The 18,466-nt window shown below is 60.9% G+C and carries 19 protein-coding genes; 11 read left to right on the forward strand and 8 right to left on the reverse strand.

The genetic code is table 11. The features are described from left to right. The first annotated feature begins 58 nt into the window (after nucleotides 1-58). Both BJ928_RS28485 and BJ928_RS28490 read left to right on the forward strand, forming a co-directional pair. Nucleotides 59-880 (forward strand): MBL fold metallo-hydrolase, encoded by an 822-nt coding sequence (locus BJ928_RS28485; RefSeq protein ID WP_047634398.1) that lies wholly within the window; start codon nucleotides 59-61, stop codon nucleotides 878-880. 97 nt (nucleotides 881-977) lie between these two features. Continuing rightward, a complete protein-coding gene (locus BJ928_RS28490) occupies nucleotides 978-1,436 on the forward strand; it encodes a GNAT family N-acetyltransferase (protein ID WP_047634397.1) in 459 nt (152 codons plus the stop codon). A 13-nt stretch (nucleotides 1,437-1,449) separates the two neighbouring features. On the opposite strand, the gene BJ928_RS28495 is transcribed toward BJ928_RS28490, so the two are convergent. The 4 genes from BJ928_RS28495 to BJ928_RS28515 form a co-directional block, all read right to left on the reverse strand. Then, complete coding sequence (locus tag BJ928_RS28495) at nucleotides 1,450-2,682, reverse strand: multidrug effflux MFS transporter (protein WP_047634434.1); 1,233 nt, start codon at nucleotides 2,680-2,682, stop codon at nucleotides 1,450-1,452. Between the two features lie 263 nt (nucleotides 2,683-2,945). Next, on the reverse strand, nucleotides 2,946-3,707 hold the full coding sequence (locus BJ928_RS28505; protein WP_047634396.1) for an amino acid ABC transporter ATP-binding protein: 762 nt from the start codon (nucleotides 3,705-3,707) through the stop codon (nucleotides 2,946-2,948). After that, nucleotides 3,704-4,384: an amino acid ABC transporter permease gene (locus BJ928_RS28510; RefSeq protein WP_047634395.1), complete on the reverse strand. Its 681-nt coding sequence runs from the start codon at nucleotides 4,382-4,384 to the stop codon at nucleotides 3,704-3,706. The genes BJ928_RS28505 and BJ928_RS28510 overlap by 4 nt, the downstream gene beginning before the upstream one ends. Before the next feature lie 88 nt (nucleotides 4,385-4,472). Next, nucleotides 4,473-5,246 (reverse strand): amino acid ABC transporter substrate-binding protein, encoded by a 774-nt coding sequence (locus tag BJ928_RS28515; protein WP_047634394.1) that lies wholly within the window; start codon nucleotides 5,244-5,246, stop codon nucleotides 4,473-4,475. A 286-nt stretch (nucleotides 5,247-5,532) separates the two neighbouring features. On the opposite strand from BJ928_RS28515, the gene BJ928_RS38625 reads away from it, so the two are divergent. Then, on the forward strand, nucleotides 5,533-6,105 hold the full coding sequence (locus BJ928_RS38625; protein WP_147413955.1) for a hypothetical protein: 573 nt from the start codon (nucleotides 5,533-5,535) through the stop codon (nucleotides 6,103-6,105). 8 nt (nucleotides 6,106-6,113) lie between these two features. On the opposite strand, the gene BJ928_RS28520 is transcribed toward BJ928_RS38625, so the two are convergent. Continuing rightward, a complete protein-coding gene (locus BJ928_RS28520; RefSeq protein ID WP_047634393.1) occupies nucleotides 6,114-6,986 on the reverse strand; it encodes a DMT family transporter in 873 nt (290 codons plus the stop codon). Nucleotides 6,987-7,344: 358 nt separating this feature from the next. On the opposite strand from BJ928_RS28520, the gene BJ928_RS28525 reads away from it, so the two are divergent. Continuing rightward, nucleotides 7,345-8,544: an MFS transporter gene (locus tag BJ928_RS28525; RefSeq protein WP_047634392.1), complete on the forward strand. Its 1,200-nt coding sequence runs from the start codon at nucleotides 7,345-7,347 to the stop codon at nucleotides 8,542-8,544. Between the two features lie 127 nt (nucleotides 8,545-8,671). After that, the gene (gene ispG / locus BJ928_RS28530; RefSeq protein ID WP_047634391.1) at nucleotides 8,672-9,925 is read left to right on the forward strand and encodes a flavodoxin-dependent (E)-4-hydroxy-3-methylbut-2-enyl-diphosphate synthase; all 1,254 of its coding nucleotides are present in this window, start codon (nucleotides 8,672-8,674) and stop codon (nucleotides 9,923-9,925) included. A gap of 263 nt (nucleotides 9,926-10,188) precedes the next feature. Here the strand turns inward: ispG and BJ928_RS28535 are convergent, their stop codons facing one another. Continuing rightward, nucleotides 10,189-10,830: a LysE family translocator gene (locus BJ928_RS28535; RefSeq protein ID WP_047634390.1), complete on the reverse strand. Its 642-nt coding sequence runs from the start codon at nucleotides 10,828-10,830 to the stop codon at nucleotides 10,189-10,191. A 262-nt stretch (nucleotides 10,831-11,092) separates the two neighbouring features. Continuing rightward, nucleotides 11,093-12,007 carry a polyprenyl synthetase family protein gene (locus BJ928_RS28540; protein WP_047634433.1) on the reverse strand — a complete coding sequence of 305 codons (915 nt, stop codon included), beginning with the start codon at nucleotides 12,005-12,007 and terminating at the stop codon, nucleotides 11,093-11,095. Between the two features lie 178 nt (nucleotides 12,008-12,185). Here BJ928_RS28540 and mtgA point away from each other — a divergent pair, with 178 nt between their 5' ends. The 4 genes from mtgA (at nucleotide 12,186) to rpmF (ending at nucleotide 14,778) form a co-directional block, all read left to right on the forward strand. Beyond that, nucleotides 12,186-12,932, forward strand: coding sequence for a monofunctional biosynthetic peptidoglycan transglycosylase (gene mtgA / locus BJ928_RS28545; protein WP_047634389.1), 747 nt, complete (start codon nucleotides 12,186-12,188; stop codon nucleotides 12,930-12,932). 92 nt (nucleotides 12,933-13,024) lie between these two features. Next, a complete protein-coding gene (locus tag BJ928_RS28550; protein ID WP_047634388.1) occupies nucleotides 13,025-13,741 on the forward strand; it encodes a DUF1868 domain-containing protein in 717 nt (238 codons plus the stop codon). A 24-nt stretch (nucleotides 13,742-13,765) separates the two neighbouring features. Then, nucleotides 13,766-14,413, forward strand: a complete 648-nt coding sequence (locus BJ928_RS28555) for a glutathione S-transferase family protein (protein ID WP_047634387.1) — start codon at nucleotides 13,766-13,768, stop codon at nucleotides 14,411-14,413. Nucleotides 14,414-14,592: 179 nt separating this feature from the next. Then, nucleotides 14,593-14,778, forward strand: coding sequence for a 50S ribosomal protein L32 (rpmF, locus tag BJ928_RS28560; RefSeq protein WP_006724402.1), 186 nt, complete (start codon nucleotides 14,593-14,595; stop codon nucleotides 14,776-14,778). A gap of 344 nt (nucleotides 14,779-15,122) precedes the next feature. Here rpmF and phaR read toward each other — a convergent pair whose 3' ends face one another. After that, a complete protein-coding gene (gene phaR / locus BJ928_RS28565; protein ID WP_047634386.1) occupies nucleotides 15,123-15,695 on the reverse strand; it encodes a polyhydroxyalkanoate synthesis repressor PhaR in 573 nt (190 codons plus the stop codon). Nucleotides 15,696-15,938: 243 nt separating this feature from the next. Here phaR and BJ928_RS28570 point away from each other — a divergent pair, with 243 nt between their 5' ends. Together BJ928_RS28570 and phbB are read left to right on the forward strand one after the other, a co-directional pair. Next, nucleotides 15,939-17,120 (forward strand): acetyl-CoA C-acetyltransferase, encoded by a 1,182-nt coding sequence (locus tag BJ928_RS28570; RefSeq protein WP_047634385.1) that lies wholly within the window; start codon nucleotides 15,939-15,941, stop codon nucleotides 17,118-17,120. A 163-nt stretch (nucleotides 17,121-17,283) separates the two neighbouring features. Beyond that, complete coding sequence (gene phbB / locus BJ928_RS28575; RefSeq protein ID WP_047634384.1) at nucleotides 17,284-18,009, forward strand: acetoacetyl-CoA reductase; 726 nt, start codon at nucleotides 17,284-17,286, stop codon at nucleotides 18,007-18,009. The last annotated feature ends 457 nt before the right edge of the window (nucleotides 18,010-18,466 follow it).

Consider the following 18,466-nt stretch of genomic DNA (forward strand, 5'->3'; position numbering starts at 1 on the left):
AAGGGGTCGGATCAGCATCCAACCCCTTTTGTGCAGCTCTTCGGACGGAGGCGCATCCATGACCGGTCATTCCCTGCGTATCGGGCAATACGACGTTACCCTTCTGCTTGATGGGCTCTTCGAGGCGCCGGCGGATGTGTTGATCCACGCGGACGGCGATGCCGCCAGGCAGCACGCGATCGAAAGCTGGGGCAAGCCGACGCTTCAGGTGGATGTGAACTGCTTCCTTCTGCGTGGGCCTGCCGGTGCGATACTCATCGACGCGGGGACGGGTACGTCCTGGGGGCCGAAATACGGCCATGCGCGGTCGGCTTTGCGCGACGCGGGGATTACGCCGGGCGAAATCCGGAGCGTTGTGCTCACGCATATCCATGGCGACCACGCGCTTGGCTTGCTCGATGGAGACGAAGCGTACTTCCCTCATGCCGAGGTGTTCGTGCCCGGTGGTGATATCGCCTTTTTCTCCGACCCGGCGGCTCGCGAGGCGATGCCGGAGGCGCGGCGCGGTGGCTTCAAGGCGGCCGAACAGCTGCTGCGCGTCTACGGATCACGCGTAAAGCGAATCGAGGCGGGCGAAGTGCTGCCTGGCATAGAGGCGCTTCCGCTGCCGGGTCATACGCCCGGCCATACCGGTTATCTGGTTCGCGGCGGCGACAAGTCTCTCCTGTGTTGGGGAGACACCTTGCACCTGGGCGATCTGCAGCCCGGCGATCCGAAAATTGGCTTGACCTACGATCTTGATCCCGAGCTGGCTGCCAGAACCCGCCGGGCCGCTCTTGAGGACGCTGCTCGCGAAGGCTGGATCATCGGCGGCGGCCACATCACCGGCTTTGGGCGCGTGCAACGGAAGCCGAACGGCTACAGGATTCTGCCGGCGTGAAACATCGGATCGGCAAGGAAGGCGGCCAAGCTCGCGTTGCGCAGCGCAGGCGACGCGAAATGCCGCTGCGGATGTATAGGAAGAGGGAGGTGGAGGGGTGACGGCAGCGATTTCCCTGCGGGCGGCGACCGATGCGGACGTTGACGCCATTCGCGCGTTGACGCGCGAGGCCTACGGCAAATGGGTGCCTCTCATCGGCCGCGAACCGCTGCCGATGATGGCTGATTATGCCGCAGCCGTACGCAAGCATCGCATCGATCTCCTGGAGGCCGATGGCGAACTTGTGGCTCTGATCGAGATGGTGCCGAACGTCGATCATCTGTTGATCGAGAACATTGCCGTATCGCCGCGCCATCAGGGGCAGGGCATCGGCAAGAAGCTGCTTGCCCATGCCGAGGAGGTCGCGGTCACGCTCGGTGTGAACGACATCCGGCTCTACACGAACAAGCGCTTTGCCGAGAATGTGCAGCTCTACTTGAGAAACGGTTATACGATCGACCGCGAGGAGCCGCTGAAAGACGGCTTCCTTGTCCATATGAGCAAGCGTATCGGATAGGTGGCAATCTGCCCTATCTTCTTTTCTCGATCAAGGTGGCCCAGATTGCCGCCAGCAGCGCGAGCAGAGCGGATACCAGCATCAGGACGAAGAGCGTGTGGATCGTTGCCGATTGCGCGATGAACAGCCCGCCGATCGAGCCGATGAGCGCGCCGCCTGATATCCGCATCGCGGCCGCAAGTCCTGCAGCCGTCCCGACCATATCCGATCGAACCGACATGGCGCCGCTATTGGCGGCGGGCATGGTCAGCCCGTTGCCTATGCCGATGAAGACACAAGGGCCGAAGAGCGCCAGAACCTCAGTCATGCCCGACAGCGACAAGGCGAGGCCGAACGCCAGGCCGATGCAGGTCAGAAGCCGGGCGATGACGAGGATCGTGCCGAGCGGAATTTTTGCGCCATAACGGCCGGCCAGATAGCTACCGAGAATGAAGCCGGCGGGAACGAGGCCCATGTAGAAGCCGAGCATGGCGCTGGAGCCGCCGAGTGCATCGCCTATCGTTAGCGGCGCGCCGCCGAGGAAGATGTAAAGCACGCCCATCGAGCAGGCCATGCAGAGCGTGTAGGCCCAGAATTGTGTCGAGGACAAAAGTTGTCCGTAGGAGGCGAGGTAGTTTCTGCGCCCGTTCGACGTAGGCGCTTTCGATCCCTTCAATTCGCGCATGGAGAGGAGGAAGGCGGCGATGCCGAGGATCGCGAGGACGACAAAGCTTGCCCGCCAACCAAAGAACTCGTCCAAGGACCCGCCGAACAGTGGCCCGACCATCGGCGCCAGCGCCCATCCCATGGCGAGATAACCGAATTTGCTGGCAGCTTCGCGCTCATCCGAGGTTTCCTTGATGATGACGAGGGCGACGGAGTAGCACGGCCCGATGCAGGCCTGCATCGAGCGGAAGACGAGAAAGGTGCCGATATCCGGCGCCAGGACACAACCGATGGAGGCGACGATGAAGATCGCAAGCGCCGTCAGGACGACCGGCCTGCGGCCAAAGCGGTCGGATATCGCGCCGCCGATGGCTTCGAGGAATGCGGTGACGATGGAAAAGCCTGCAACCGAGAGGTTCACGAGGGCGAAGTCGGCATGGAATGCCGTTGAAATCTTCGGCAGCGACGGCAGGATCATGTTGACTGGCAGCACGGCAAGGGCCGAGAGCAGGATGAGGGTTGTCAGCCGCGGTTGCGTGGCGGCTTGTCTGACGGTCGTGTCGTCGATTGCTTGCTTGGATGAACGTTCGGTGCGCGTCATGGGTGGGTCCGTCGTGCGATTGGGAAGTTGAGGAAGATCTGACGAGGCGCCGCCCTGTGTCAGGGCAATAAAAAAGGCCCCGTCAGGAGCCTGTTTACCGCGCATGGGTGCTTTCGCCGGATGGTTACACCATCCTGCCCATGCGCCTTCCTACCACTACGAAAACGAGTGCCGTGTTCATGGCACTAGAGCTAGCCGCAAAGCCGAGCAGCGTCAATGCGCGGCTCATCATCAGGTTAAACCTGTGTGCCCTTGTGAGTGTCTCAGATGTCGTAGCTGAGCCCGGAATTCAGCGTCGAGATGAACTGCTTCGTCCGCTCCTGTGCGGGATTGGCGAAGACGTTGCGCGAGGAGCCGGTCTCGACGATGCTGCCCGCTTCCAGGAACACCACGTTGTTGGCGATCTTCGACGCCAAGCGCAGGTCATGCGTTGCCATGACCATGGTCGTGCCTTCGTTGGCGAGCTTGCCGAGAACGTCGACCACTTCGGCCGCCAGTTCCGGATCGAGCGCCGAGGTCGGCTCGTCGCATAGCAGCACGCGCGGCGAGGGGGCAAGCGCCCGGGCGATGGCGACGCGCTGCTGCTGGCCGCCCGACAGCGTCGAGGGCCAGGCATCCATCTTGTGCGCCATGCCGACCTTGGTCAAAAGCTCGACGGCGCGGGCGCGGGCCTTGTCGGCCGGCCAGCGCAGCACGGTCGTCAGGCCCTCCATGACGTTCTGGATCGCGGTTTGATGCGGAAAGAGTTGGAAATTCTGGAAGACCATGCCGGTCTGACGGCGGATCTTCTGAATGTCCTGCCAGGACGGCTTCTTGCCCGGCTGGAAGCTGGCCGTCTCCCCGCCGATGCGGATGGTGCCCGATGTCGGGATCTCCAGCAGGTTGATGCAGCGCAGCAGCGTGCTCTTGCCGCCGCCCGAGGGTCCCACAAGCGCCGTCACCGTGCCTTCCGGAAAGACCAGGCTGATATCCTTGAGGATGAGATTGTCGCCGAAGCGTTTGTCGATGTGCTGGAGCTCAATCATGCCTGCGCCTCCAGCGTGCCGCCGGAGCGGGCAAAACGGCGTTCGAGGTAGCCCTGCAGCGTCGACAGGACCGTGCTCAGGGCGAGGTAGATGATGGCGGCCTCGATATAGAGGATCAGCGGCTCGTAGGTGGTCGCGACGATGCGCTGCGCGGCCTGGAACAGCTCCGGCACGGTGATGGCGGCGGCAAGCGAGGTGTCCTTGACCAGCGAGATGAAGGTGTTCGACAGCGGCGGCACGGCGACGCGGGCCGCCTGTGGCAGGATGGTGCGGCTCATGGCCTGGCGCCAGTTCATGCCGATCGAATAGGCGGCTTCCCACTGGCCCTTCGGCACGGAGGAGATGACGGCGCGGATGATTTCGGACGTGTAGGCGCCGACGCTCAAAGTGAAGCCGATGACGGCGGCCGGAAAGGCGTCGAGCAGGATGCCGAGGCTCGGCAGGCCGTAGAAGATGACGAAGAGCTGCACCAGCAGCGGCGTGCCGCGGATCACCCAGACATAGAAGCGGGCGACGGCCACCAGCGGCGCCGGGCCGAACAGCCTGACGACGGCGGTGAGCAGGCCGAGCAGGAGGCCGAGGACGAAGGTAATCAAGGTGAGCGGGATGGTGAAGACGAGCCCCGCCCAAAGCAGCGTGCCCAGAGACTCCCACATCAATTGCAACCAGTGCTCCACGCAGAAGCGCCCTTTCGATAAGAGAATGCGTCCGGAGATGACCCCGGACGCATCTTTTTCACAGTTTTATGTCGCTGCCTATGCCTACTTACTTCGAAACGTCCTGTCCGAAGTACTTCTTCGAGATCTTGTCATAGGTGCCGTCGGCCTTGATATCGGCGATCGCCTTGTTGATGGCGGCCAGCAGCTCCGGTTCACCCTTGCGGATGATGGCGCCGGAATAATCGGCATTGGCCTGCTGGGCGACGATCTTCACCGGCGCGTCGGGCTTGTGCTTCTTGAAATCGAGGAAGGAGAGGCTGTCGTTGATCGTGGCGTCGGCGCGCCCGGTCAGCACCAGCTGGATCGACTGGTCGAAGCCGTCGGTGCCGACGAGCTCGGCGCCGGACTCGGTTGCGAGCTTGCCGAAATTGCTGGTCAGCGACTGCGCGGACTTCTTGCCCTTGAGATCGGCGAAATCCTTGATGTCGGTATTGCTGTCCTTGACGATCAGCACGGCCTTGGAGGCGATATAGGGATCGGAGAAGTCGTACTTCTGCTTGCGGGCGTCGGTGATGCCGACTTCGTTGATAACGGTGTCGTAGCGGTTGGCGTCGAGGCCGGCGATCAGGCCGTCCCACTTGCCTTCGAGGAACTGCGCCTTGACGCCGAGCTTGGCGGCGATCGCCTCGGCGATCTCGACATCGAAGCCGGTGAGCTTGTTGTCCGCGTCATGGTAGGTGAAGGGCGCATAGGTGCCTTCCGTGCCGACCTTCAGCACGCCGGCGGCCCGGATCGCCTTGAGGTTGTCGCCGGCATGGGCGGGAAGCAGGAAGGCGGCCTGCACGAGGGCGGCGGCGGCAACAGTCTTCAACCAGTTCATCGTTTTCTTCCGTTTCTGGAGCGGTTTCATTCAATGTCGCATACATCGCAGAAAAATTGCATCGCGAAAGCGTAGAAAACTGCGCGATAAAAGGGCAATTGCGAATATTTTTCTCAAAAAGCGGGGGAGGCGTAAATCCAGCTCGTCCCTGATCGGAATGCCATATGCCATGGAGGATCGACACGAAGTCTTTGTAGGAAAAGCGAACTATCGGCGATAACGATATTTACCTCTACGTGTGAACCAATCTAACATACATGTAAAGTTATACGCTAGGATGGCGCATGTGATTGTCGATGCATCTCAAGACTGCAATGTCTTCCGACGCCGGTGGTCTTATCTTCATGGCAACTTGTCGCCATTGGCGCATCTATTGAGAGCGAGCGACCGTGTTCACTGGATTCGCTTTCATGCTTTGCCGGATTCAAAGCGGTATGCCGAGCATGAGATCGAGCGTCAGGAGATATTGAGGAGAGCCAATATCCTTGGAACTGAGATCCTTGGCGCTGACGCAGCCTGCTGGTTGATCCAATCTTGCATTGAGGAGTATTCGACAGCTTCATGGCGTGCGCAGGTAGTGAGCCAAGGGGTCTGTCTCCGTTCTCCGGACCCGGAGGATGACTTTCATTGGATCATCTCGGTTGTACCAACGCAATGGCGGCCAGGAGCGTTTAACGACCTTCTGATCGAGGTGGCTGACGAAAGAGCCGGCCCCGTCTTTTGGATGAACCAGAATAGCAACGCCATTTTCGCTCCATACGACGGCGGTTTCGATTTGTTTCCGCCGTCGCAGCTTGATGTCGAGCATATGCGCGAGCTGCATCCGGAATGGCTATCAAGCTATCCCGATGGCCTCTAGCACCGCCCTCAAGCAGCCGCCGTCCGCCGCTTCATCCGCTCGCTGATAATGATGATGAACCCGGCGCTCAGGATCAAAATGGCGCCGATAAAAGTGTTGGCGCCGGGGATGTCGCCCCAGATCAGGTAGCCGAGCAGGAAGGCCCAGACGAGCGAGGTATATTCGAACGGCGCCAGCACCGAGACCGGGGCCTGGCGCATGCCTTCGAAGAGGGCGAGCTGGCCGGCGCCGGCGATGATGCCGGTCAGTGCAAGCAGCACGACCTGAAAGAGCGTCGGCGTCTGCCAATGGGCGATCGCCATGCCGGCGGTCAGGATGATGAACATCACGTTGGAGACGGCCATCTGGATATGGCTCTTCTCGTGCAGCGCCGTCTTGCGCAGCAGCACCATGCCGCTTGCCCAGAGGACGGCCGCCTGCAGCGCCAGATAGACCGGCCAGGAGATCGACAGGCCGACGGGATTGGAGGCGATCACCACGCCGCAGAAGCCGACGCCGACGGCCATCCAGCGCGCGAAGGTCACCTTTTCACGCAGGACGATGGTCGCGAGGATCGTGCCGACGATCGGGGCCGCGTAATAGAGCGTCGTCACCTCTGCAAGCTGCAGATAGGAAGCGGCCGAGTAATAGGAAATCCAGGCAATCAGGATGATGACGCTGCGCACGATCATCGGTTTCAGGATCGGCGATCGCACCACCGTCTTAACAAGCGAAGGGCCTTCGAAGACGAAGCAGCCGGCAAGGATGGTGCAGCTTCGGATGAACAGGACCTGCCAGACGGAAATCGAGGCGACGAGCAGCTTCACCGCCGAATCGTGGGCGGTAAACAGCATGTAGGCAAACACCGTAAGCAGGATGCCATAGCCGATGGAGTTTTTCACGGGGATGCACCAGAGGATGACCCGATTTGGGGTCGGCTGAATAATCTTTCAGGTCTTGACCGATAGGAGCCTAATTTTTCGGCGTCAATAGGACATTTTGTCGATATCGTGCGTATATGAATGATTTATTCGGGGTTGTGGCACCTTTGCCTCCGCGCTACAGCGCCGCGCGTCATATATGACGCTCAAAGGTCGCTGTAGCACTTTAAAGCTGCTGCATAATTTTATCCTTAAATCGATCCCGACTTAAGGAATTATGCAGTAACGGATGGAGACGAAATGTGACCGTTTCAATCTTTTTCAGTCGTTGTGATTTCAATCGATTTAAATAGACTGCAGCGCTGATTTGGGGGATATCATGGACGACAGGGCTGGATTCGAGGGTATTGAGGTGCGCAGGAGCGGATTTTTCACAAAACCGCGCGCGGCCGTTTCCCTGCTGTTCCTGCTCAATGGCTTCATGGTTGGCTGCTGGGCGCCGAAAATTCCCGAATTCGCCGAACGACTGCAACTTTCGAAATTCGAGCTCGGCCTGATGATCCTCGTCTTCGGCGTCGGCTCGCTCGTCATGATGCCGCTTGCCGGCGCGCAGATCGCCGTGCGTGGCTCGCGTATCGTCGTGCGCGTTTTGGCCGTGCTGCTGCTTCCGATGATTCTGGCGCTGACGCTTGCGCCGAATGTCTGGACCGCGGCCGTCGTGCTCTTTCTGTTCGGCGGCTTCATCGGCGCGATGGACGTGGCGATGAACGCCAATGCCGTCTCTGTCGAGAAAACCATGCGCCGGGCGATCATGTCGTCGTGTCATGCCTTCTGGAGCCTGGGCGGCCTCTTGGGCTCGGCGATCGGCGGCCTGCTGATCTCGCGCTGGGGTGTGCTCGGCCATGCCGAGGCCTCGACCGCAATCGCCGTTCTTTTCCTGATCGTCGCCTGGCCGATGATCCTCAGCGACCAGCCGCATCACGATGAAGCCAAGCCGAAGGCAAAGCTGCCGATGATCCCGCTGCCCTGGCTGCTCGGTATCGTCGCTCTGTTCTGCATGGTTCCGGAAGGGGCGGTTCTCGATTGGAGCGCGCTCTATCTCAGCCAGGAAAAGGGCGCGTCGGTGGCGCTGTCGGGCTTCGGTTACGCCGCCTTCTCGGCGACGATGGCGACCATGCGCTTTGCCGGCGATTTCGTGCGCGACTGGCTTGGCGCCATCCGGACGCTGCGCGTCTGCACCGTCTTTGCCATCGTCGGCATGCTGACCGCAGCACTGGCTCCAAATGCCGAGATCGCCATCCTCGGCTTTGCGCTCTGCGGCATCGGCATTTCCAACATGGTGCCGATCGCCTTTTCCGCCGCCGGCAATATCCCTGGGCTGCAACCGGGCATCGCCATTTCCGTCGTCACCACGCTCGGCTATTCCGGCATGCTGGTCGCGCCGTCGGCCATCGGTTTTGCCGCCGAGCATATCGGCTTCTCGCCGGTCCTGATGGCGCTGCCGGTGCTACTGCTCGTCGTGCTGGCTTTGTCGTCGCTTGCGCGCTACGCTGATGGTGTCGGCGATACCACGCATTAATTTCGTCGCTTTTGCCCGGTAACGGCTAGATCCCGTCCGATCAAAAGAGATTGCGGCAGCGGTTGACAACGACCGTTTCGTGATCCACCTGAAAGACACCCCTTTTCGAGGCCTGCGAGAGCTTTCCATGTCGTCCGCCACCGATTTCGATCCGAAACCGCGCCGTTCCTCTGTTGCTGTCGATGTCGGCGGCGTGATCGTCGGCGGCGGGGCGCCTGTCGTCGTGCAGTCCATGACCAATACCGACACGGCCGATATCGATTCGACCGTCGCCCAGGTTGCCGCACTCTATAAAGCGGGCTCGGAGCTCGTGCGCATCACCGTCGATCGCGATGAGAGCGCCGCCGCCGTGCCGAAGATCCGCGAACGGCTGCTGCGGCTCGGCATGGACGTGCCGCTGATCGGCGATTTCCATTACATCGGCCACAAGCTGCTTGCCGATCACCCGGCCTGTGCCGAGGCGCTGGCGAAATACCGCATCAATCCCGGCAATGTCGGCTTCAAGGACAAGAAGGACAAGCAGTTCGCCGAAATCATCGAGATGGCGATCCGCTATGACAAGCCGGTGCGCATCGGCGTCAACTGGGGTTCGCTCGATCAGGACCTCCTGACCGCGCTGATGGACAAGAACGCCGCCGAAGGCTCGCCGCTGTCGGCCCGGCAGGTGACGCGCGAGACGATCGTACAGTCGGCGCTGATCTCCGCCGATCTTGCCGAGGAAATCGGCCTGCCGCGCAATCGCATCATCCTGTCGGCCAAGGTCAGCCAGGTGCAGGACTTGATCGCGGTCTATTCCATGCTGTCGGAGCGCTCCGACCATGCGCTGCATCTCGGCCTCACCGAGGCCGGCATGGGCTCCAAGGGCATCGTCGCCTCGTCCGCCGCCATGGGCTATGTGCTGCAGCACGGCATCGGCGACACCATCCGCGTTTCCCTGACGCCGGAGCCGAATGGCGACCGCACCCGCGAAGTGCAGGTGGCGCAGGAGCTGCTGCAGGTCATGGGCTTCCGCCAGTTCATCCCCGTTGTTGCGGCTTGTCCCGGCTGCGGCCGCACGACTTCGACGGTGTTTCAGGAACTGGCGCAGAACATCCAGAACGACATCCGCAAGAACATGCCGGTCTGGCGTGAGAAATATCCGGGCGTCGAGGCGCTGAACGTTGCCGTCATGGGCTGCATCGTCAACGGTCCGGGCGAAAGCAAGCATGCCGATATCGGCATTTCGCTGCCCGGCACAGGCGAGACGCCGGCTGCCCCGGTCTTCATCGATGGCCAGAAGGCGATGACGCTGCGCGGCCCGAACATCGCTTCCGATTTCGAGGCCCTGGTGACCGACTATATCGAAAAGCGGTTCGGCCAGAAGAACGTTGCGGCGGAGTGATCGGCTATTGCATGTGAATAAATGCCCCTCACCCCAGCCCTCTCCCCGTTTTGACGGGGCGAGGGAGTGATCTCGCCAAGCCCCTTCGCCCCGTCAAAACGGGGAGAGGGTGGACTCGAACAGTCAAGCGAAGCGGACTGCGAGAGGACGGTTGAGGGGCTCACCTATCCATATGCGATTGGCCTAGCCGCTCTACCAATTTGCGTTGATGCAATTCCGCGTGGAAAACCGCTTTGAGCTTTTCCTAAATTAATTGGTCCGAATCACATATTGCTCGTCAGCAGCTTGATGCCGGCGAAGCAATAGAAGCCGGCCATGGCGCCTTCGATCCAGCGGCGCGCATTGCGATATACCTTCAGTGCATGCGATGTCGAAAACAGGATCGCATAACCCATGAATACTACGAAGCCGGTCGCGCAGCAGACGGTGACAATCAGCACCGCCACGGAAGCCGGCGCGCCTTGCGGCATGCCGAGCGCGATGATGGCGAGCCAGGCGAAGATCGCCTTCGGGTTGGTGACGTGGATGCCGTAGCCGCGCAGAACCAGCGACTTGAAGCTTGGCGTCTTCTGCTCCGTCGTGGCCGTCGGCAGATCGCCGCTGGCGCGGACGGCACGAAACGCCTTATAGGCGAGATAGAGCAGATAGAGGCCGCCGAAGATCTTCAGGATCTCCAGCGCCATCGCATAGGTCTGAAGCAACGTCGCAAGACCTGCCGCTGCGGCAATCGCCCAGGTGAGCGATCCCCCGAAAATGCCGAGCGAGATGCTCATGCCGGCCTTGCGGCCATGGGTCATCGACGTGCCGATGATGGCCATGATGGCCGGACCGGGACTGACGACGGCAATGATATAGGCAATGTAGGCCGGCAGGATCTGCGGCAGGTAGGCAAGCGCTTCGTGCATGGAAAGATTTCCCGGGGGCGTTGGCCGGCGCGAAGAATTCCGCGTCTACTGGCCAATTCGGAATGGCAATCTGTCATAAAACGCGCCGGAAATCACCCGGCCACATTATGGATTCTTGTGATGGTGACATTCCATTGCTGAATGGGTGCGGTAGCCGAATGGCAGACGAGGTACGCGCTATTCCAACTGAAAGGTCCGCCTTGCATACGGCTCATGCGCAACAACCGTCAGGCGATTCTTCGTTGTGCCGAGGCAGTCGGGATCAGCTCTTGCGGTTTGCGACGAAACGGGCGGTTTCCGTCAGGACGCCAGCCTTTTCGCCATAGCCCGCCAGCAGGCCGGCGGCTTCGCGCACCAGCCCTGCGAGCGTTGTTTCCGCCCATTCCTGCCCGTGCAGGGCGACCAGCGTGCCCTTGCCCCGGGCGGCATCCTTGCCGGTTGCCTTGCCCATGGTGGCGGCGTCGGCGGTCAGGTCGAGAAGATCGTCGGCGAGCTGGAAGGCGAGGCCGATCTTTTCGCCGAATGTCCGAAGCCGCTTGCGGTCTTCGGCCGAGGCGCCTGAAATGATCGCTCCGGCCTCGCAGGCGAAGCGGATCAGCGCGCCCGTCTTCATCGCCTGCAGCGTCGTGATGCCGTTTTCGTCCGGCGTCTCTTTCTCGGCGGCGAGATCGAGGGCCTGGCCGCCGGCCATGCCGCCGATGCCGGCTGCGCGCGACAGCGCCAGCACGAGCGCCATTTTCCGATCCGCCGGCAGGTCCGTTTCAGGGGCCGCGATGATGTCGAAGGCATAGGTCAGCAGACTGTCGCCCGCGAGAATCGCCGTGGCGTAGTCGAAGGCGATGTGTACCGTCGGCTGTCCCCGGCGAAGGTCGTCGTCGTCCATGGCGGGCAGATCGTCATGAACGAGGGAATAGCAATGCACGCATTCGAGCGCGGCGCCGATCCTGAGGGCCGCATCGGCATTGCCGCCGAGAAGGGCTGCCGATTCCGTGACGAGGAAGGGCCGCAGCCGCTTGCCGCCATTCAGGACGCCGTGACGCATTGCGCTCAAAAGCCGGACAGGGCGCGCGATCTCGTCATCGAGGCTGATGTCGGCCAGAAGCCGGTTCAACAGAGCCTCGATCTTGCCGGCATTGTCCCGGAGGCGCTGTTCGAATGAGGAGTGGGTGCTGTCCATGGCGGCTGTTTGGCATGAGAGGCGGTTGCTGGCAACGACAATTGTCAACAGCCGCATGGGGAATTGCGTCGCACTCTGGTCATCACCCGATGTAGACGGTATGACGAGTGCAACATCAGCGCGGTTCCCGGCGGCAGCGAAAGTCTTCCGGGATGGAGCCATCGTGGACCTCAGGCAATTGGACATATCGACCGATCAGGAGGAGGAAGCCGAAGTGCCGCAACGGGCCTCCCTGTTCGCGCGCTTCGGGGCAAGGCCGCTTTGGCAGCGCATCGTCCTTATCCTGATCGGCGTCTTGCTGCTGCCCTATCTCCTCATCGTCGCCTACCTGCTGCCGTTCATCCACCCCGTTTCGACCCTGATGATCGGCGATGCCGTTACCTTTCAGGGATACGACCGCCGCTGGGTGCCGCTGGATAAGATCGCGCCGGTGCTGGTGAAATCCGTCATGGTTTCGGAGGATGGGCAGTTCTGTTTTCACGGCGGCGTCGACTGGGGCGAGATGCGGGTCCTCGTCGAGGAGACGCTGAGCGGCAAATCCACGCGCGGCGGCAGCACGATCCCGATGCAGACGGTGAAGAACCTGTTCCTGTGGAACGGCCGTTCCTTCGTGCGCAAGACGCTGGAGTTGCCGTTGGCGGTCACCGCCTCGACCGTCTGGTCGAAACGCCGGATGATGGAAATCTACCTCAATATTGCCGAATGGGGCCCGGGTATCTACGGGATCGAGGCGGCGTCGCGCTATCATTTCAAGGTGCCGGCCTCCAAGCTGACGGCGCGTCAGGCCGCCCTTCTTGCCGTCTCGCTCCCGAACCCGATCGACCGAGTAGCAAGTAAGCCGGGGCGGGGCCTCAGCCAGCTCGCCTCGCTGATCCAGCGCCGCGCGCGCAATGCCGACCCATACATCAAATGCCTTTATGACTGAGATCAGAACTTGTCGTTCGATCGGCTAGGTGTCATCTGGCATTCTTGGCCATGACGTAAGGGCGGATGGTCTGCCAACGATCGGATTTGCCCATGGATTTCTCCGTCTTCTCCCCGGACCTGCTCAAATATGCCAAAAGCCTGCATCCGGAGCCGCCGCGCCATCTCGGCACGCGCTACGATCGCGCCGGCATCTTCCAATACGAGCCCGGCAATACCGTCGTCTGCCATCTGACGGAGGGGTCGCAGACCGAGCAGGCGATCGTTGCGGCGCGGCAAAGATATCTCGACATGCCGGAGGCAAGCCAGTTTGCCTTCACCCCGATCTCCAGCCTGCATATGACGTTGTTTCAGGGGATCATCGAGTATCGCCGCGAACACCCCTATTGGCCCGTAGACCTTGCGCTCGACACGCCGATCGCCGAGATGACCGAGATCATGGGCGAGCGGCAGAAGGCCTTCTCCGCGCGCGATCCCTTCAAGGTGGTGGTAACGAAGGCAAGGCCGAGCGGCCTGCTGGTTGATGGGGCGACCGAGGCTGATCGCAAGGCGATGGCCGCGTGGCGAAACGCCCTTGCCGATCTTCTCGGTTATCGCCATCCCGATCACGAGACCTATCCTTTCCATATCACCTTCGCCTATGCCATCGAGCGGCTGGCCGATGAGGCTTTGCCGCGCTGGCAAGCTATGCTGGACGAGGTGGCGGCAGCACTTCGCGCCGAGGTGCCCCTTCTCGAGCTCCGACCGCCGGCCTTCTGCTCGTTCGAGGATATGAACTATTTTAAAGAACTCCTCGTCTTCGACGACTGAGGCTAAGAAAGGAAACATGCTGTCATGGACAAGCTCACCCTCTACATCGGCAACAAGAACTATTCCTCCTGGTCTTTCCGGCCGTGGATTGCGCTGGAGGCTTGCGGCGTTCCGTTCGAGGAGGTTTTGATCCCCTTCGATTTCCCGGCAGGCAATCCCGCCATTCGCGAGGTCTCGCCGACGGGCAAGGTACCGATGCTCGTCCATGATGGCTTCAAAGTGTGGGAATCGCTCGCCATCATCGAATATGCGGCCGAGCTTTTCCCGGATGCCGGGCTGCTTCCCAGGGATCGTCGGGCGCGGTCGCTGGCACGCTCCTACAGCATGGAGATGCTTTCCGGCTTCCGCGCGCTTCGCAATGCCTGCCCGATGAACATGCGCCGCCCGGTCAGCCGCCTGGATTTGCCTGAGGGGGTCATGGAGGATGTGGCGCGTATCGAGACCATCTGGCGCGAGGCGCGCTCCCTCTCCGGCGGTCCGTTCCTGTTCGGTGCATTTTCCGGCGCCGATGCGATGTTTGCGCCCGTGGTCAGCCGTTTGGAACGCTACGACATAGCGGTTGCGGCTGACACGCGCGACTATATGGCCGTGATGAAGGCGCTGCCGGCCTGGCGAAAATGGGAGGAGGCGGCATTGAAGGAAACCTGGACGGTGCCCGAGGACGAAGCCTGATCGGCGATTCGGCAGCCAACATTCGGGAATCTGCCATGGTGGGCAAAAAATGCTATAAGGGACTGGTCAAAGCCCGGCAAGCCATGTATAAGCCGCCCCAATTTCCGAAATTGATGCATGTCTGTTTCGGCCGCCTTGCTGGCCGTGGATATGTTTCGTCCGTACATGGAGTAACGAGAATGGCTGTACCGAAGAGAAAAACGAGCCCGTCCAAGCGCGGTATGCGCCGCTCTGCTGACGCCCTGAAGGCTTCGACCTACGTAGAAGACAAGAACTCCGGCGAACTGCGTCGTCCGCACCACATCGACCTGAAGACCGGCATGTATCGCGGCCGTCAGGTTCTGACGCCGAAGGAAAGCGCATAATCCAAGCGCTGCCTTGATGGCATGAATGAAAAGGCTGGCGGATCGCCGGCCTTTTTCTGTTTTGATCGGGGTGTGCTGGGTGTGCAAAGCGGCTCATCGGTATGCCGCGAGGCTGAGACCCCCCTCTGTCGCTGTCGCGACATCTCCCCCACAAGGGGGGAGATTGGTGGGGGTATGCCGTTCGTCCTAATGCGAACTTACACGCAGGTTGCAGCAGATGGGCTGGTGAGTTGAGGCAGCGAGGCGCTGCCGGTTGCCGATCTCCCCCTTGTGGGGGGAGATGTCACGTCAGTGACAGAGGGAGGTGAAAACTCTCCGCGAGTTCACAGGCGAATTGCCCTATCTCACAAACTATCCAGCTTGTTTTGCATGGCGCGGAGCTGTTCTTTCAGCTCGTCGATATCTTTGGCTTCGGCCTTGCGGCTTTCCTTGGCGGGCGGCTGCATGAAGGGCGAGAACATCTGCATGGCCTGCTGGAACATTTCCGTATTGCGGCGGACCTGCTCCTCGACCATCTGCATGGGTAGCTGCAGGTTCTTGCCGAGCGGCGTCTCGCCGAAGGCGCGATTGATCTGCTCGCGCATCTGGCTCTGCTGCTCCGTGAAGGCGCGCATGGAATGCTCGAGGAAGCTCGGCACCACCATCTGCATCTGATCGCCGTAATAGCCGATCAGCTGCCGCAGGAAGGAAATCGGCAGCAGCGTATTGCCGGTCTTTGATTCCTGTTCGAAAATGATCTGCGTCAGGACCGAATGCGTAATGTCTTCACCGCTCTTGGCATCCTGGACGGTGAATTCCTCACCCTTCTTGACCATCTCCGCCAGGTCATCCAGCGTCACGTAGGTGCTGGTGCCGGTATTGTATAGGCGGCGATTGGCGTATTTCTTGATTACGATCTGGCCCTCATTCTTCGCCATTATCAGTCTCCTGGCCCCGTCTGATTGTATGGAATGCTCCTCCACCGCCAAGTGTAGACGCAAAAGAAGCTTGGTGACAATCGCTTTGTGCGATGCGGCAAGCCCTTTCCTTTGATTGGATTTTTTTTGAGGGCGGTGACAGCTTCGTGAAATCTGCGCGACGAAAATTCTTGCTGTTTGACTCGGACGCAAAGCTTTGACAGTTTCGCCTCATATACATGTTCATTCTGTGAGGAGGCTTCCATGAGCAGTTCATCCATCGTTGTCGCCAGCGCTGCCCGCACTGCGGTCGGTTCGTTCAACGGCGCTTTCGCGACCGTTGCGGCGCATGAGCTCGGCGCTGCCGCGATCAAGGGTGTGCTGGAGCGTGCCGGCGTCGATGCCAAGGAAGTCGATGAAGTGATCCTCGGCCAGGTGCTTCAGGCCGGTGAGGGGCAGAATCCCGCCCGTCAGGCTGCGATGAAGGCCGGTATTCCTCAGGAAGCGACCGCATGGGGCGTGAACCAGCTTTGCGGTTCCGGCCTGCGCGCCGTCGCACTCGGCCTGCAGCAGATCGCCACGGGTGATGCGAAGATCATCGTCGCCGGCGGCCAAGAATCCATGTCGATGGCGCCGCATGCTGCGAACCTTCGCTCCGGCACCAAGATGGGCGACATGAAGATGATCGACACCATGATCAAGGACGGCCTGACGGACGCCTTCTACGGCTATCACATGGGCATCACCGCGGAAAATATCGCGCGGCAGTGGCAGCTTTCGCGCGACGAGCAGGACCAGTTTGCCGTTTCCTCGCAGAACAAGGCGGAAGCAGCCCAGAAGGCCGGCCGCTTCCAGGACGAAATCGTTCCCTTCACCATCCAGACCCGCAAGGGCGACATCATCGTCGATGCCGACGAATATATTCGCCACGGCGCGACGATGGAGGCGATGGCGAAGCTGCGTCCGGCCTTCGACAAGGAAGGCACCGTGACCGCGGGCAACGCTTCCGGCCTCAATGACGGCGCTGCTGCCGCCGTGCTGATGACCGAGGCCGAGGCCTCGCGCCGCGGCATCCAGCCGCTCGCCCGCATCGTCTCCTGGGCAACGGCCGGCGTCGACCCGCAGATCATGGGTACCGGGCCGATCCCGGCCTCGCGCAAGGCTCTGGAAAGGGCCGGCTGGTCAGTCAACGACCTCGATCTCGTCGAAGCCAACGAGGCTTTTGCCGCGCAGGCTTGCGCCGTCAACAAGGATCTCGGCTGGGATACGTCGATCGTCAACGTCAACGGCGGTGCGATCGCCATCGGCCACCCGATCGGCGCTTCCGGCGCCCGCGTCATGAACACGCTGCTGTTTGAAATGAAGCGCCGCGGCGCCCGCAAGGGGCTCGCCACGCTCTGCATCGGCGGCGGCATGGGTGTCGCCATGTGCTTCGAGGCGCTCTAGAATCAAAGAAGTAGAGCATGATGTCGTCCGAAAACCGCTGACACTTTTCGACATCATGCTCCAGGGTGCCTTGAACGATATTTTCCAGAAGACGTGGTGAAAGCGGAGCGGGCGACCCGAGGTTGGGGCGTCCCGTCTTCGCAGCAAAAAAGGGGAGTGGCACATGAGCAGAGTGGCATTGGTAACCGGGGGTACGCGCGGCATCGGAGCGGCCATTTCGATGGCGCTGCACAATGCGGGCTACAAGGTGGCGGCGACCTATGCCGGCAACGACGAGAAAGCCCGGGCTTTCCATGATGTGACCGGCATCTCCGTCCACAAGTGGGATGTGACCGACTATGAAGCGTGCGGCAAGGGTATCGCCAAGATCGAGCACGACCTCGGCCATGTCGAAATCCTGGTCAACAATGCCGGGATTACCCGCGACGCCATGTTCCACAAGATGACGCCACAGCAGTGGCATGAGGTCATCAATACCAACCTGACCGGCCTCTTCAACATGACTCATCATGTCTGGCAGGGCATGCGCGACCGCAGCTTCGGCCGCGTCATCAACATCTCCTCGATCAACGGTCAGAAGGGGCAGATGGGGCAGGCGAACTATTCCGCCGCCAAGGCCGGCGATCTCGGCTTCACCAAGGCGCTTGCACAGGAAGGTGCGGCCAAGAACATCACCGTCAATGCCATTTGCCCCGGCTATATCGGCACGGAAATGGTGCTGGCGGTGCCGGAGAAGGTGCTGAACGAGCGCATCATTCCGCAGATTCCCGTGGGCCGTCTCGGTGAGCCCGAGGAAATCGCCCGTATCGCGGTTTTCCTTGCCAGCGACGATGCCGGCTTCATCACGGGCTCGACCATAACGGCCAATGGCGGCCAGTTCTTCGTCTAAGGGTGTTTTGAGGGAAGCCGCGATGCGGTTTTCCTCCGTGGGGAATTTTGCGAAGACACCGATATGGAGCGGCTCCAAGCTTTCGCGGGAAGCTGAGCCGCTCCAGGTCGTTTATGGGATGGGCGGGATTCTCGCGCTTGTCAGGGCAATCAGCCACGGCTCGAATTTGCCTGTCGTCTGTGCCGCGGTTTGAATTCGAGGATCACGGCTTCCAGTGCGATCTGCCGCTTTTGCCTGCCGCGCGTTCTTGCCGCGCTGGCGAGTGCATAAAATGTGGTGCCTATGAGCGCGAGTGCTGCAATGCTTGCGATAATAGCGGCCATAGTGCCGTTCCTTTCTCAAAACACTGCCTTCTTCCCGCAGCCAATGGTGCGGGAAGAAGATTACTTCTCAAGAACCGCCGTTATCCGGATTTGTTCCGGGAACGGGTCATGACCGGCCATTCATGACGATCGTC

The sequence above is a fragment of the Rhizobium sp. WW_1 genome (assembly GCF_003610155.1).
GTDB classification, from domain to species: Bacteria; Pseudomonadota; Alphaproteobacteria; order Rhizobiales; family Rhizobiaceae; genus Rhizobium; species Rhizobium tropici_A.

What these genes read in the sequence shown, in the direction of transcription:
- BJ928_RS28485 (WP_047634398.1), top strand. Translation starts at nt 59, where the DNA reads ATGACCGGTCATTCCCTGCGTATCGGGCAATACGACGTTACCCTTCTG.
- BJ928_RS28495 (WP_047634434.1), bottom strand. Translation starts at nt 2,682, where the DNA reads ATGACGCGCACCGAACGTTCATCCAAGCAAGCAATCGACGACACGACC.
- BJ928_RS28505 (WP_047634396.1), bottom strand. Translation starts at nt 3,707, where the DNA reads ATGATTGAGCTCCAGCACATCGACAAACGCTTCGGCGACAATCTCATC.
- BJ928_RS28515 (WP_047634394.1), bottom strand. Translation starts at nt 5,246, where the DNA reads ATGAACTGGTTGAAGACTGTTGCCGCCGCCGCCCTCGTGCAGGCCGCC.
- BJ928_RS28525 (WP_047634392.1), top strand. Translation starts at nt 7,345, where the DNA reads ATGGACGACAGGGCTGGATTCGAGGGTATTGAGGTGCGCAGGAGCGGA.
- ispG (WP_047634391.1), top strand. Translation starts at nt 8,672, where the DNA reads ATGTCGTCCGCCACCGATTTCGATCCGAAACCGCGCCGTTCCTCTGTT.
- BJ928_RS28535 (WP_047634390.1), bottom strand. Translation starts at nt 10,830, where the DNA reads ATGCACGAAGCGCTTGCCTACCTGCCGCAGATCCTGCCGGCCTACATT.
- BJ928_RS28540 (WP_047634433.1), bottom strand. Translation starts at nt 12,007, where the DNA reads ATGGACAGCACCCACTCCTCATTCGAACAGCGCCTCCGGGACAATGCC.
- BJ928_RS28550 (WP_047634388.1), top strand. Translation starts at nt 13,025, where the DNA reads ATGGATTTCTCCGTCTTCTCCCCGGACCTGCTCAAATATGCCAAAAGC.
- BJ928_RS28555 (WP_047634387.1), top strand. Translation starts at nt 13,766, where the DNA reads ATGGACAAGCTCACCCTCTACATCGGCAACAAGAACTATTCCTCCTGG.
- rpmF (WP_006724402.1), top strand. Translation starts at nt 14,593, where the DNA reads ATGGCTGTACCGAAGAGAAAAACGAGCCCGTCCAAGCGCGGTATGCGC.
- phaR (WP_047634386.1), bottom strand. Translation starts at nt 15,695, where the DNA reads ATGGCGAAGAATGAGGGCCAGATCGTAATCAAGAAATACGCCAATCGC.
- BJ928_RS28570 (WP_047634385.1), top strand. Translation starts at nt 15,939, where the DNA reads ATGAGCAGTTCATCCATCGTTGTCGCCAGCGCTGCCCGCACTGCGGTC.
- phbB (WP_047634384.1), top strand. Translation starts at nt 17,284, where the DNA reads ATGAGCAGAGTGGCATTGGTAACCGGGGGTACGCGCGGCATCGGAGCG.